The organism is Cellulomonas terrae (assembly GCF_007990265.1).
GTDB classification, from domain to species: Bacteria; Actinomycetota; Actinomycetes; order Actinomycetales; family Cellulomonadaceae; genus Cellulomonas; species Cellulomonas terrae.
The window spans coordinates 34,822-48,404 of record NZ_BJWH01000021.1; the positions used below are offsets into that span (position 1 = coordinate 34,822).

At 71.1% G+C, this 13,583-nt stretch carries 10 protein-coding genes and 2 tRNA genes; 3 read left to right on the forward strand and 9 right to left on the reverse strand.

Going from position 1 to position 13,583, the window contains the following annotated elements:
- Positions 1–76: 76 nt before the first annotated feature.
- Together valS and CTE05_RS16420 are read left to right on the forward strand one after the other, a co-directional pair.
- Complete coding sequence (valS, locus tag CTE05_RS16415; protein ID WP_146847390.1) at positions 77–2,704, forward strand: valine--tRNA ligase; 2,628 nt, start codon at positions 77–79, stop codon at positions 2,702–2,704.
- 1 nt (position 2,705) lies between these two features.
- Positions 2,706–4,508 carry an AMP-dependent synthetase/ligase gene (locus CTE05_RS16420; RefSeq protein ID WP_146847391.1) on the forward strand — a complete coding sequence of 601 codons (1,803 nt, stop codon included), beginning with the start codon at positions 2,706–2,708 and terminating at the stop codon, positions 4,506–4,508.
- Positions 4,509–4,608: 100 nt separating this feature from the next.
- Here the strand turns inward: CTE05_RS16420 and CTE05_RS16425 are convergent, their stop codons facing one another.
- The 9 genes from CTE05_RS16425 to CTE05_RS16465 all read right to left on the reverse strand — a co-directional run bounded on the left by CTE05_RS16425 (position 4,609) and on the right by CTE05_RS16465 (position 13,363).
- On the reverse strand, positions 4,609–5,805 hold the full coding sequence (locus CTE05_RS16425) for a baeRF2 domain-containing protein (protein WP_146847392.1): 1,197 nt from the start codon (positions 5,803–5,805) through the stop codon (positions 4,609–4,611).
- Positions 5,806–5,919: 114 nt separating this feature from the next.
- Positions 5,920–6,234, reverse strand: a complete 315-nt coding sequence (locus CTE05_RS16430; protein WP_146847393.1) for a chorismate mutase — start codon at positions 6,232–6,234, stop codon at positions 5,920–5,922.
- A 31-nt stretch (positions 6,235–6,265) separates the two neighbouring features.
- Entirely contained in the window at positions 6,266–7,546 is a 1,281-nt protein-coding gene (gene clpX, locus CTE05_RS16435) for an ATP-dependent Clp protease ATP-binding subunit ClpX (protein ID WP_146847394.1), read from the reverse strand.
- A gap of 213 nt (positions 7,547–7,759) precedes the next feature.
- A complete protein-coding gene (locus CTE05_RS16440; protein ID WP_056591158.1) occupies positions 7,760–8,461 on the reverse strand; it encodes an ATP-dependent Clp protease proteolytic subunit in 702 nt (233 codons plus the stop codon).
- Between the two features lie 26 nt (positions 8,462–8,487).
- On the reverse strand, positions 8,488–9,087 hold the full coding sequence (locus tag CTE05_RS16445; protein WP_146847424.1) for an ATP-dependent Clp protease proteolytic subunit: 600 nt from the start codon (positions 9,085–9,087) through the stop codon (positions 8,488–8,490).
- A gap of 220 nt (positions 9,088–9,307) precedes the next feature.
- The gene (gene tig, locus CTE05_RS16450) at positions 9,308–10,714 is read right to left on the reverse strand and encodes a trigger factor (protein ID WP_146847395.1); all 1,407 of its coding nucleotides are present in this window, start codon (positions 10,712–10,714) and stop codon (positions 9,308–9,310) included.
- A gap of 58 nt (positions 10,715–10,772) precedes the next feature.
- On the reverse strand, positions 10,773–12,188 hold the full coding sequence (locus CTE05_RS16455) for a glycosyltransferase (protein ID WP_146847396.1): 1,416 nt from the start codon (positions 12,186–12,188) through the stop codon (positions 10,773–10,775).
- A 75-nt stretch (positions 12,189–12,263) separates the two neighbouring features.
- On the reverse strand, positions 12,264–13,226 hold the full coding sequence (locus CTE05_RS16460; RefSeq protein WP_146847397.1) for a DUF389 domain-containing protein: 963 nt from the start codon (positions 13,224–13,226) through the stop codon (positions 12,264–12,266).
- A 63-nt stretch (positions 13,227–13,289) separates the two neighbouring features.
- Positions 13,290–13,363 (reverse strand) — tRNA-Pro (locus CTE05_RS16465).
- Positions 13,364–13,470: 107 nt separating this feature from the next.
- On the opposite strand from CTE05_RS16465, the gene CTE05_RS16470 reads away from it, so the two are divergent.
- Positions 13,471–13,541: transfer RNA gene (locus CTE05_RS16470), tRNA-Gly, on the forward strand.
- Positions 13,542–13,583: the final 42 nt, after the last annotated feature.

The following is a 13,583-nucleotide window of genomic DNA, read 5'->3' on the forward strand; positions in this document are numbered from 1 at the left end:
CCGCACCAGTTCACCGAGTGTTCGCCTGTTCGTCGCCGGATCCTCGACGCCCGACGATCTGGGAAGATGTCGACCCATGAGCTCTGAGTCCCCGAACACGCCCGCCGCACCCCTGTCCACCACGGGTACACGGCAGGTACCGGACCGGGTCTCCCTCGACGGTGTCGAGACCCGCTGGGACGAGGCGTGGACCGCGCAGGACCTGTACGCGTTCGACCGGACGGCCACGCGCGAGCAGGTGTACTCGATCGACACGCCTCCCCCGACGGTGTCCGGCTCGCTGCACGTGGGCCACGTGTTCTCGTACACGCACACCGACGTCGTCGCGCGGTTCCAGCGCATGCGCGGCCGCGAGGTGTTCTACCCGATGGGCTGGGACGACAACGGCCTGCCCACCGAGCGCCGCGTGCAGAACTACTACGGCGTCCGCTGCGACCCGTCCCTGCCCTACGACGAGGACTTCGCTCCCCCGTTCGAGGGCGGCGAGGGCAAGTCGGGGCCGCAGGTGCCGGTGAGCCGCAAGAACTTCGTCGAGCTGTGCGAGCGGCTGACGGTCGAGGACGAGCGGCTCTTCGAGGCCCTGTGGCGTCGGCTCGGCCTGTCGGTGGACTGGTCGCGGACCTATCAGACGGTCTCCGCGGAGTCCCGCGCCGTCGCCCAGCAGGCGTTCCTGCGCAACCTCGCGCGCGGCGAGGCGTACCAGGCCGAGGCGCCGGGCCTGTGGGACGTGACGTTCCAGACGGCCGTCGCCCAGGCCGAGCTCGAGGCGCGCGACTACCCCGGTGCGTTCCACCGGGTCGCGTTCCACGGTGCCGACGGTCCCGTCCACATCGAGACGACGCGTCCGGAGCTGCTGCCCGCCTGCGTCGCCCTCATCGCGCACCCGGACGACGAGCGCTACCAGCACTTGTTCGGCACCACCGTCCGCTCGCCGCTGTTCGACGTCGAGATCCCCGTGCTGGCGCACGCGCTGGCCGAGCCCGACAAGGGCGCCGGCATCGCGATGTGCTGCACCTTCGGCGACCTGACCGACGTGCAGTGGTGGCGCGAGCTCCAGCTGCCGACGCGCTCCGTGGTGGGTCGCGACGGCCGCATCCTGCGGGACACCCCGGAGTGGCTGAGCACCGAGTCGGCACGCACCCGGTACGAGGAGCTCGCCGGCAAGACCACGTTCTCCGCACGGGAGGCCGTCGTCGCCGGCCTGCGCGAGACCGGCGACCTGGACGGCGAGCCGGTGAAGACCGAGCGCAAGGCGAACTTCTACGAGAAGGGCGACAAGCCCCTCGAGATCGTCACCAGCCGCCAGTGGTACATCCGCAACGGCGGTCGCGACGAGTCCCTGCGCGAGGCGCTGCTGGCCCGCGGCGCGGAGCTCGGGTTCAACCCCGACTTCATGAAGGTCCGCTACGAGAACTGGGTCAGCGGCCTGAACGGCGACTGGCTGGTCTCTCGGCAGCGCTTCTTCGGCGTGCCGTTCCCCGTCTGGTACCCGCTCGACGAGCACGGCGAGCCGCAGCACGACAAGCCGCTCCTGCCGACCGAGGACCAGCTCCCGATCGACCCGTCCTCCGACGTGCCCGCCGGCTACACGGCCGACCAGCGCGGGGTGCCGGGCGGCTTCGCGGCCGACCCCGACATCATGGACACCTGGGCCACCAGCTCGCTGACCCCCCAGATCGTCGGCGGCTGGCGCACGGACCCCGACCTGTTCAGCCGCGTGTTCCCGATGGACCTGCGCCCCCAGGGCCAGGACATCATCCGTACCTGGCTCTTCTCCACGGTCGTCCGCTCGCACCTGGAGCACGGCTCGCTGCCGTGGTCGTCGGCCGCGATCAGCGGCTGGATCCTCGACCCCGACCGCAAGAAGATGTCGAAGTCCAAGGGCAACGTCGTCACGCCGATGGGCCTGCTCGAGGAGCACGGCTCCGACGCCGTCCGGTACTGGGCCGCCTCGGCGCGACTCGGCACGGACGCGGCGTTCGAGATCGGCCAGATGAAGATCGGCCGACGCCTCGCCATCAAGGTGCTCAACGCCTCGAAGTTCGCCCTCTCGTTCGGTGCCGCCGACGAGCCGCTCGCGCTCGACCCCGCGCTCGTCACGTCCGAGATCGACCGCGCGATGCTCGCCGGCCTCGCGGACGTCGTCGACAAGGCCACCGCGGCCCTCGACGCGTACGACCACACCCGCGCGCTCGAGCTCTCGGAGACGTTCTTCTGGACGTTCTGCGACGACTACCTGGAGCTGGTCAAGGACCGCGCCTACGGCGACCCGTCCCCGGAGACCACCTCGGCTCGCGCCGCGCTGGCGATCGCCCTCGACGTGCTGCTGCGCCTGTTCGCCCCGGTGCTGCCGTTCGCGACGGAGGAGGTCTGGTCGTGGTGGCGCGAGGGTTCGGTGCACCGCGCGCCGTGGCCGACCGCCGAGCCGCTGCGCACGTCGGCGGACCCGGGCGTCGTCTCCGCCGCAGGCTCGGCGCTCGCCGCGCTGCGCAAGGTGAAGTCCGAGGCCAAGCTGTCGATGCGCACCGAGATCACCGCGGTCGAGCTCGTCGTGCCCGCGGCCCTGCGCCCGGGCGTCGAGTCGGCGCTCGGCGACATCCGCGCGGCCGGCCGGGTCACGGGAACCCTCACGCTCGTCGACGGCGAGGCCGAGACGTGCGTGGCGCGCGACGCCGTCCTGGTGCCCCCGGCGCCGAAGGACTGACGTGCGCGAGTTCCGGTCGGACCCCCTGGTCGAGCCCGACCCGGCCGCGAGCATCCCGGGGCTGCTCACGGACCGGCTCGCGCGCGACCCGGACGGGGTGTTCGCCGAGCGCGTCGTCGACGGCCGGTGGACGCCGGTCACGGTGTCGGCGTTCGTCGCCGAGGTCACGGCTGTCGCCAAGGGGCTCGTGGCGCGCGGCGTCGAACCCGGCGACCGCGTCGCGATCATGTCCCGCACGCGCTACGAGTGGACCCTGCTCGACTTCGCCTGCTGGGCCGCGGGTGCGCTCGGCGTCCCGGTCTACGAGACGTCCTCGGCAGAGCAGGTCCGCTGGATCGCGGCCGATGCCGGGGTGCGACTCGCGATCGTCGAGACCGCCCAGCACGCCGCGGTCGTCGCGCAGGTCCGGGACGACCTCCCCGGGCTGACGGACGTGCTCGTGATCGAGGACGGCGCCGTCGCGTCGCTCGTCGCCGCCGGCACCGGGGTCACCGACGCCGAGGTCGCCCGGCGCAGCGCGCTGGCGCGGGCCGACGACCTGGCGACGATCATCTACACGTCCGGCACGACGGGCCGCCCGAAGGGTGTCGAGCTGACGCACGGCAACTTCGTCGCTCTCACGCTCAACGGCGTCGCCGGGCTCGGTGACGTCTGCGCGCAGGCCGGGTCGCGGACCCTGCTCTTCATGCCGCTCGCGCACGTGTTCGCGCGGTTCATCCAGGTGCTCTGCGTCCCCTCGGGCGCCGTCCTGGGCCACACGCCCGACGCCAAGAACCTCCTCGGCGACCTCGCCGCGTTCCAGCCGACGTTCATCCTGGCGGTGCCGCGCGTGTTCGAGAAGGTCTACAACTCGGCCGAGCAGAAGGCGGGCTCGGGCGCGAAGCTGACGCTGTTCCGGTGGGCCGCCAAGGCTGCGGAGGACTACTCGCGCGCGCTCGACTCGTCGGGGCCCAGCGCGGCCCTGCGTGCTCGGCACCGGCTGGCGGGCACCCTGGTGCACAGCAAGCTCCGCGCGGCGCTCGGCGGTCGCGCGCAGTACGCCATCTCCGGGGGCGCCCCGCTGGGCGAACGGCTCGGGCACTTCTACCGCGGCATCGGCGTCGAGGTGCTGGAGGGCTACGGGCTCACCGAGACCACCGCGCCGACAGCCGTGAACCGGCCCGGGCTCACCAAGATCGGCACCGTCGGACCCGCGTTCCCCGGCACCGCCCTGCGGGTCGACGACGAGGGGCAGGTCTTCGTGTCCGGACCGCACGTGTTCCGCGGCTACCGGCACGACGCCGAGGCCACCGCGGAGGCCCTGGTCGACGGCTGGTTCCGCACCGGAGACGTCGGCACGCTCGACGACGACGGCTACCTGACAATCACCGGCCGGACCAAGGAGATCATCGTCACAGCGGGCGGCAAGAACGTCGCTCCCGCGGTGCTCGAGGACCGGCTCCGGGGTCACCCGCTGATCAGCCAGGTCGTCGTCGTCGGCGACCAGCGCCCGTTCATCGGTGCCCTGGTCACGCTCGACGCCGACATGCTCCCCGGCTGGCTGTCCAACCACGGCCTGCCGGCCATGTCCGTCGACGAGGCGGCGACCGACCCGCGCGTCCTGCAGGCTCTCGACCGCGCCGCAGAGCGCGCCAACGAGGCCGTCTCGCGCGCGGAGTCGATCCGCAAGCTCCGCGTGCTCACCACGGACTTCACCGAGGCGAACGGGTACCTCACGCCCTCCCTGAAGATGAAGCGCGCGGTGATCCTCGAGGACTTCGCGACCGACATCGACGCCCTGTACACGGACACCCGAGGCGACTGACCCACAACGTCCGCACTCCTGCACGCGTGACCCCGCACGAGTGCGGACGTCCGAGGAAGCGGTCGCCGGAGCGCTCGCTTCCTCGGACGCCGTGGAGGGGCTACACCACCGAGCGGAGCCGGGCCTGGTCCGCCGACTGGGTCGGGACCGCCTCGCTGGGGGTGGAGTCGTCGGACCAGCGCAGCACCGCGCCGATGCCGTCGACGAGGTCGACGGTGCCGTCCTCGGCGAACGTGAGCCCGGCGTCCTGACCCAGGGCCGCTCGCACCAGCGCGACGTTCGCGTCCATCTCCTCAGCGCCCCCGGTCACCCCGATAGACGCGAGGTCGGTCGCGCTCGTCGCCACCTGGAGCGGCTCGGGGCCGACCCAGAGGGTCCGGTCCGCCAGCCCGGACGTCAGGGCGTCGACGTGCAGCACCAGCTCGGCCACCTGACCGCGCCGGAGCACCTCGATCACGTCGTCGAGCGCCGTGACCGCCCCGCCACCGCGGCCCTGCGCCTCTCGGAACCGGTCCAGCACCGCATCGCTGCGCTGCTTCCGGACCGCAGCAAGCGCTTCGGCCACGCGCGCCTCGAACGACCCCTTCTTCAGGCCCTCGCCCCGGCCGCCCCCAGGCACGTCGACGAGCAGCTCGCGCGTGGGCTGACCGACGGCGTCGCGCACGAGAGAGACCGCACGCACGTCACCGGTGATCAGCACCAGGTCCGGGCTCCGCTCCGCGACGCGCTTGTCGAGCACCGCCGCGACCGCCTCCGCGTTGCGACCCCACGAGTCCTCTGCCCGCGTCTGGCTGCGCCGGTCCAGCCCGCCCTCGCGCGTCTTGTGCACGTCGTCGTGCCCACCGTCGACGGTCTCGGTCTCCGGACCACCCTCGGTCCGGACCGTGCCCCCGGCGGCCCAGGTCAGGTCCGCACCGTTGCGGTCCACCGCGACCAGGAGGTAGGTCACCGTCTCGTCGGCCGCACGCACCGCCGGGAGCAGAGCGGGTGCGGGCCCGAACACCGCGTAGGACTGGGCCGGCGGCTCGGAGAGGACCCGGTCGACGACGACGCCCTCGGCGTCCGCGACGACCACCCGGCCGTGCGGACCACGCACCCCGGTCGGGACGGAGACCAGCTCGGCGATGTCGTCCAGCACGCCCGCGGACGCCCCGTCGCGCTCCAGGGAGCGCCGGACAGCCCTCCAGCGGTCGGCCGCCTCGGCGTCAGCGTTCGCGCCGGTCCTCGTCGCGTCCAGGTAGACGGTCGTGAACGGCGACGGCCGTCCGAGCAGCGGCTTGAGCCAGTGCAGGTCCATGGGCATCCCTCCGGGATCGAGATCCCCGGCAGCCGCACACTCACCCCCGCGGCCGGCCGGAGCTGACCCCACCTACCTTCCGCTCCTGCGGACCGCGGCGCCACCCCGAACTTCTCAGTCGCGCTGCGCGTGCCCCTGGGCGATGGCCTCGTGGTGCTGGATGACCTCCTCGACGATGAACGCGAGGAACTTCTCCGCGAACACCGGGTCGAGGTCGGCGTTCCGCGCGAGCTCGCGCAGCCGGGCCACCTGCTGCTGCTCGCGCGCGGGGTCCGACGGCGGCAGGCCCGTGGTCGCCTTGAGCACGCCCACCTGCTGCGTGGCCTTGAACCGCTCCGCCAGCAGGTACACCAGCGCGGCGTCGATGTTGTCGATGCTCCCGCGCAGGCGGGCGAGCTCGGCAGGGATCGGGGTCGGCAGGTCGCTCACGGTCGCGATCCTAGGCGCGATGACGGACCTGTCAGGCGCTCTTCTCGCGGGGTGTGCGCTTCTCCTCGCCGCTGTCCCGCGGGATCAGCGTCGGGTTGACGTTCTCCAGCACCACGTCCCGCGTGATGACCACGCGGCCCACGTCGTCGCGGCTGGGCACCTCGAACATGACCTGCTGGAGGACCTCCTCCATGATGGCCCGCAGGCCACGGGCACCGGTGCCGCGCAGCAGCGCCTGGTCCGCGATGGAGGCGACGGCCTCGTCGTCGAACTCGAGCTCGACGCCGTCGATCTGGAACATCCGCTGGTACTGCTTGACCAGCGCGTTCTTGGGCTCGGTCAGGATGCGGACGAGCGCGTCCTGGTCGAGGCGGGAGACCGCGGCGACGACGGGCAGGCGCCCGATGAACTCGGGGATCAGGCCGTACTTCTGCAGGTCCTCGGGACGGACCTCCGCGAACAGGTCACCCTCGTCGACGGCCTCCAGCAACGGTGCGCCGAAGCCGACGACGCGCTTGCGCGCGCGGGCCGCGATGATGTCGTCCAGCCCGGAGAACGCCCCGGCCACGATGAACAGCACGTTCGTCGTGTCGATCTGGATGAACTCCTGGTGCGGGTGCTTGCGACCGCCCTGCGGCGGGACCGAGGCGGTCGTGCCCTCGATGATCTTCAGGAGCGCCTGCTGGACACCCTCGCCGGAGACGTCGCGCGTGATCGACGGGTTCTCGCTCTTGCGGGCGATCTTGTCGATCTCGTCGATGTAGATGATCCCCGACTCGGCCTTCTTGACGTCGTAGTCGGCGGCCTGGATGAGCTTGAGGAGGATGTTCTCGACGTCCTCGCCGACGTAGCCGGCCTCGGTCAGGGCCGTGGCGTCGGCGATCGCGAACGGGACGTTCAGCATGCGGGCGAGGGTCTGCGCGAGGTACGTCTTGCCGGTGCCCGTGGGGCCGACCAGCAGGATGTTCGACTTCGCGATCTCGATGTGGTCGTCCGTCGTCGACGTGCGTGCCTCACCGGCCTGGACCCGCTTGTAGTGGTTGTAGACCGCGACCGCGAGCGCCCGCTTGGCCGACTCCTGGCCGATGATGTACTGCTCGAGGAACTCGAAGATCTCCTTCGGCTTCGGCAGCTCGACCAGGCCGACCTCGGTGGCCTCCGCCAGCTCTTCCTCGATGATCTCGTTGCAGAGCTCGATGCACTCGTCGCAGATGTAGACCCCGGGCCCGGCGATCAGCTTCTTGACCTGCTTCTGCGACTTGCCGCAGAAGGAACACTTGAGGAGATCGGCCCCGTCCCCGATACGAGCCACGTCGATCCCCTTCCTCGTGTCGCCCTCCGCCCGACGGGCGGTGCGTCGTCAGTGCGTCAACCCCGCAGGGTGCGCGTCCTCCCCCATTGCACACCACCCGGGCCGGGATGTCAGCCGAACACACGGCTCGGCGAGTCTCGGCGTGTTCCGGGCGTGTCGCGCCGGACGCACCCGAGCCGGGTCCCGCCGCAGCGGAACCCGGCTCGTGATGTGCTACTTGGCCTGCACGGTCGTCGGGACGACGCCCTTGCGGCTGGCGAGCACCTGGTCGACGATCCCGTACTCCAGCGCCGCCTGAGCGGTGAGGATCTTGTCCCGCTCGATGTCCTTGCGGACCAGCTCGATGTCACGCCCGGTGTGGTGCGCGATCGTCAGCTCGAGCCACTCCCGCATGCGGATGAGCTCGTTCGCGTGGATCTCGATGTCGGACGCCTGCGCGTAGCCACCACCCTCCATCGCGGGCTGGTGGATCAGCACGCGCGCGTTGGGCAGAGCCAGGCGCTTGCCGGGCGAGCCGGCCGCGAGCAGCACCGCCGCCGCCGAGGCGGCCTGCCCGAGGCAGACCGTCTGGATGTGCGGCTTGATGTACTGCATCGTGTCGTAGATCGCCGTGAGCGCCGTGAACGAGCCGCCGGGCGAGTTGATGTACAGGATGATGTCGCGGTCCGGGTCGGTGCTCTCCAGCACCAGCAGCTGGGCCATGACGTCGTCGGCCGAGGCGTCGTCCACCTGCACGCCGAGGAAGATGATCCGGTCCTCGAACAGCTTGGTGTACGGGTCCTGGCGCTTGAAGCCGTAGGCCGTGCGCTCCTCGAACTGCGGCAGCACGTACCGGGCGGCGGGCGAGGACGGCGCAAGGCCACCCGGCCCCGCCAGCATCCCGGCGCGCGCCATGAACTGAGATTCCATGCTCATGAGCTTCTCCTCAAGATGAAGGGGTGTCAGGCCGTGCCGCCGCCGCCGGCGACCGAGTCGGCCTTCGTGACGACCTTGTCCACGAAGCCGTACTCGAGCGCCTCGGGGGCGGTGAACCAGCGGTCACGGTCGGCGTCGGAGTTGATCTGGTCGACGCTCTTTCCCGTCTGTGCTGCGGTGAGCTCGGCGAGCACGTTCTTCATGTGCAGGATGAGCTGGGCGTTGATCCGCACGTCCGTCGCGGTGCCACCGATCCCGCCCGAGGGCTGGTGCATCATCACGCGGGCGTGCGGCAGGGCGTAGCGCTTGCCCTTGGCGCCCGACGAGAGCAGGAACTGCCCCATCGAGGCGGCCATGCCCATCGCGATCGTGGCGACGTCCGGCTGGATGTACTGCATGGTGTCGTAGATCGCCATGCCCGCGGTGATCGAGCCACCGGGCGAGTTGATGTACAGCCAGATGTCCTTGTCCGGGTCCTCCGCGGCCAGCAGCATCATCTGCGCGCAGATGGCGTTGGCGTTCTCGTCGCGCACCTCGGAGCCGAGCCAGATGATGCGTTCGCGCAGCAGCCGGTTGTAGATGGAGTCATTGAGGCCGAAGGCCGGGCTGTCGGCCCTGGCCATCATCGGCGCTAGCTCGTTCACGAAGGCTCCCTCGTCTGACGGTGACGTCTGTCCTGCACCGCACAGCCGTCCCGTCCGGGACCTGTGCGATGCAGTGACCCTAACGCGCGCCCCCGCCCGCCCATGTCCCGCCACGGAGCGTTTTCGCTGACGGCAGAGCAGGGCGCCCGGGCAGACAGGAGGCCCCGCACCGGTGATCGGTGCGGGGCCTCCTGGTGGGACGTCAGGCCTTGGTGTCCTCGGCCGTCTCGACCTCGTCGTCGTACACGTCGAACGCGGCGATGTCGGTCGCGGCGTCGGTCGCCGTCGCGGTCGCGGCGGCTGCCTCCTCCGCGTCCTCGGCGTCGGAGCCGATGAACTCCGAGAGGTCGACGGCCTTGCCGGAGCCGTCGGTGACGGCGACGCGACGCAGCGCGACGGCGAGCGCCTTGGACCGTGCGACCTCGGCGACCATCGTGGGGATCTGGCCCTGCTGGTCGATGGTCTGGATGAACGTGTTCGGGTCCATGCCGTACTGGCGCGACGCGTTCACCAGGTAGTCGAGCAGCTCGTTCTGGCTGACCTTGATCTCGAGCTGCTCGGCGAGCGTGTCGAGGAGGATCTGGTTGCGCAGCGCGGTGGTGGCCTGCTCGCCGACCTCCGCACGGTGCTCGTCGTCCTCGAGCCGCCCCTCACCCTCGAGGTGACGGTGCACCTCGGTCTCGACGACGCCTGCCGGGACCGGGATCTCCGTCGCGGCGAGCAGCTGCTCGAGCAGCAGGTCGCGGGCCTGCACGGCCTGGTTCGACGCCTTGATGCTGGACGCCTGCGTGCGCAGGTCCGCCGTCAGCTCCTCGAGCGTGTCGAACTCGCTGGCCAGCTGCGCGAAGTCGTCGTCGGCGTCGGGGAGCTGACGCTCCTTGACGGTCGTGGCGGTGACGTTCACCAGGGCGGTCTCGCCGGCGTGGTCGCCGCCCGCGAGCGCCGTCTCGAACGTGGTCGACTCGCCGGCCGACAGGCCCGTGAGCGCCTCGTCGAGACCCTCGAGCATGTTGCCCGACCCGATCTGGTAGCTGACGCCGGAGACGTTGTCGACCTGCTCGTCGCCGATCGTGGCGGTCAGGTCGATGACGACGAAGTCGCCCTCGGCGGCCGGGCGGTCGACGCCGACCAGCGTGCCGAAGCGCTCGCGCAGGGCGTCCAGGCGGGCGGCGACGTCCTCGTCGGAGACCTCGACGTCGTCGACCGTGACGGCGATGCCGTCGAGCGCCGGGACGGTGATCTCGGGGCGGACCTCGACCTCGGCGGTGAAGTGCAGCTCACCCTCCTCGCCGGCGGGTGCGGCCGTCAGGCCGGGGACCTTGGTGACCTCGACCTCGGGCTGGCCCAGGGGGCGCAGCTTGTTCTCGCGGACGGCCTCGGCGTAGAAGCCGGACAGGCCCTCGTTGATCGCGTGCTCGAGGACGGCCGGGCGACCGACGCGCTGGTCGATGATGCGCGGCGGCACCTTGCCCTTGCGGAAGCCGGGGACGACGACGTCCTGGGCGATGTGCTCGTACGCGTGATCGATGCTCGGCTTGAGCTCGTCGTACGTCACCTCGACGGTCAGCTTGACCTTGGTGGGCTCCAGGGTCTCGACGGCGCTCTTCACTTCGATGGTCTCCAACTGATCGGGGCGGGCGCCGGCGACTCCGGCGATCTCCGTTGGTTCAGGGCCGCACGCCGTCGTGACGCCCTGAAAACGGAGCGACGACCGCACGCTGGCGACCCTCGACCTTACGCCACGGGGAGCGGCGCTCCCAAGCCGGGAGGCTGTGGCACCGCCCACGCCCTCGCCTGCCGGCGCCCGCGACCTCGGTGATCACCGAGACGGTCCGCGCGATGCCGTCGTACTCGGCGTACTCCTGGGCCAGCTCCGCCGCCCGACGCGCGAACGACGGGTTGTCCAGCACCCGGTTCACACCGTCGCGCACGGCTTGCGACGTCGTGCCGTCCGTGACCTTGTCGGTGGGCAGCGCCAGACCGACGCCGGACCACACCACCCGCGCACCGACCTCCGCCTTGTCCTCCGTCCGCCCGGCGACGATCACGGGCACGCCCGCGGCGAGCGCCTGCTGGACTCCCCCGAAGCCGCCGTTGGTGACCAGGACGTCGACGAGCGGCAGCAGCCGGTCGAACGGGACGAACGGCGTCGCCCGCACGTTCGCCGGATAGGCGTCGAGGGGTTCAGTGGTCGCGACGACGAGGACGTCCTCGTCGGCGAGGCCGTCGATCGCCGGCCAGAGGAGGCGTTCCGGATCGGTCGCGACGGTGCCCTGCGTGACCAGGACCACGGGCCGACCCGTCGCGCGCGCCTCCAGGACGTCGTCCCACCAGGCGGGCGGGTCGAACCCGTCGATGCCGGCCGGCAGGTACGGGCCGACGAGCTCGACGTGCTCCGGCAGGTCGCTGCGCGGGTACTCGAACGACGGGATCGACGGGTGCAGCACACGGGTGACCTCCGTCTGGACCCAGTCGAGGAAGAAGCCGTCCGGGACGGGCTGGCCCGCGTCGGCGACGATCTGCTCGGCCGCCCTCTGCACGTCCCGGAACACGACCTTGCGTGTGAACCAGTCCAGGAGGGCGTACCGCAGGCCGTCGAACCCGGTCCGCGGCGGCTGCAGCCCCATGCCGAACGGCGCCGTGTCCTTGCTCGAGATGGCCAGCGGTGAGACCGAGAACAGCACCGACGGCAGGTCGTGGCGGCGCGCCGCGATCGCCCCGGCCATGAACGCGTTGTCCATCACGATCACGTCGGGTCGCTCGGCGGCGACGACGGTGTCGATGTCGGCCAGGAACCCGGGGACGGTCGCCACGAAGTGGTGGAGCACGTCCCACTGCACCCGCTTGATGCCGGGGGCGGGCGCGTCGTGCTCCGACGACCAGGCGTCGAACTCCGCGTCGTCCAGGTCGCGGCCCTGCACGATCGGGGCATGCTTGGCGCCGGTCGCCGTGACGGCGCTCGCGAACTTGCGGCCCGTGTAGACGACGACGTCGTGACCCTCGTCGACGAGGGCGCGGGCCAGCGGCAGCGCAGGCCGCACGTGGCCGGTGACGGGGGTCAGGGCGAACAGGATCCTGCTCATGGCGGTTCTCCGAGAGGTGACGGGGGCATTCCCCGACGAAGACCCTGGGCGATTCGCCCTGATACATCCCGTCGCTCAGGGCCGCCCGAGGATCCGCGCCCGCAAGCGCTCCCGCCGCTCGGCGAACCTGTTCCACACCGCCTTCTGGAACACGAGCGTGAGCCAGCCCGCCAGAGCCATCCCCACGATGTTGACGCCCAGCTGCAGGGCGCTGCCACGCACCTCGGCCAGCTGCCCGAACGCCAGCCCGAGCGCGACGTTGCCCGCAGCCGGCACCGTCGTCACGGAGATGAACGCCCCCGCGAGCGCCCCCACCCGGGCCGACGTCAACGACAGCACGCCGGCCGCCCCCGCGATGACCGCGACGATGAACGACCACTTGTCCGGCGAGTAGATGAACGCGGTGTCCGGGCGGGGAGCCGTCACCTGCTCGAGCGTCACCCACCCGAGCTGCTTCGCCGCGAGCGCCGCCACGCACGTGACGAGGATCGCGATGAGGAACCCGACCACGAGCGTCCAGAGCGCGATCCGGAGCAGGTGGAACCGGCGGCGGACCAGCGCGATCCCCAGGGCGGCGATCGGGACGAACTCCGGCCCCAGGACCATCGCGCCGATGATGAGGATCTGGGAGTCGAGCACGATCGCGATCGCGGCGATGAGCGTCGCGAAGCACATGAAGCTCAGGTAGCTCCAGTTCAGCTCCGACTCGGCGTACGCCCGCCGCGTGACGTCGACCCACACGACCGCGTCCGCGCTGCTGCCCGGCGCGAGCTGTTCGGCGTCGAACCCGGGCTGCGACACCCATGTGTCGACAGGCTCGATCTTGAGCGTGCCCTCACGCTGGACACCCAGCTCCAGCAGCTCGTCGAGGACGTCGTTCGCGGCCTCCCTGGCGATGTCCGCCAGTACGACGTCGCCCACGGGCCGTCGCGACGCACCGTCGAAGACCGCCAGGCTGCTCACGGCAGGCGCCCGCTCCAGCACGCCGACGACGCCGCTCGTGAGGTCCGCCGGGACCGAGATCCGCAGGTGCAGCACGGGGTCAGTGTGTCGCCGTCCGGCCCACGACGGTGGGAGCCGCTCCGCCGTCGTCGAACTCTGTCGGGATGGCGGGATTCGAACCCACGACCTTCCGCTCCCAAAGCGGACGCGCTACCAACCTGCGCCACATCCCGGCGCACCTCACCAGGCCCGGGGGCCGAGGGAGGTGCACGGTGCGCCCTCGCACACCCGGTACCCTGGGTGCCGCGGTCCTGACTGAGCATGCAGCAGCCGGACCTGTGCGGACGTAGCTCAATGGTAGAGCCCCAGTCTTCCAAACTGGCTACGCGGGTTCGATTCCCGTCGTCCGCTCCCGTGAGGTCTTCGTAGATATCGAGCCAACTCTTCGCAGAT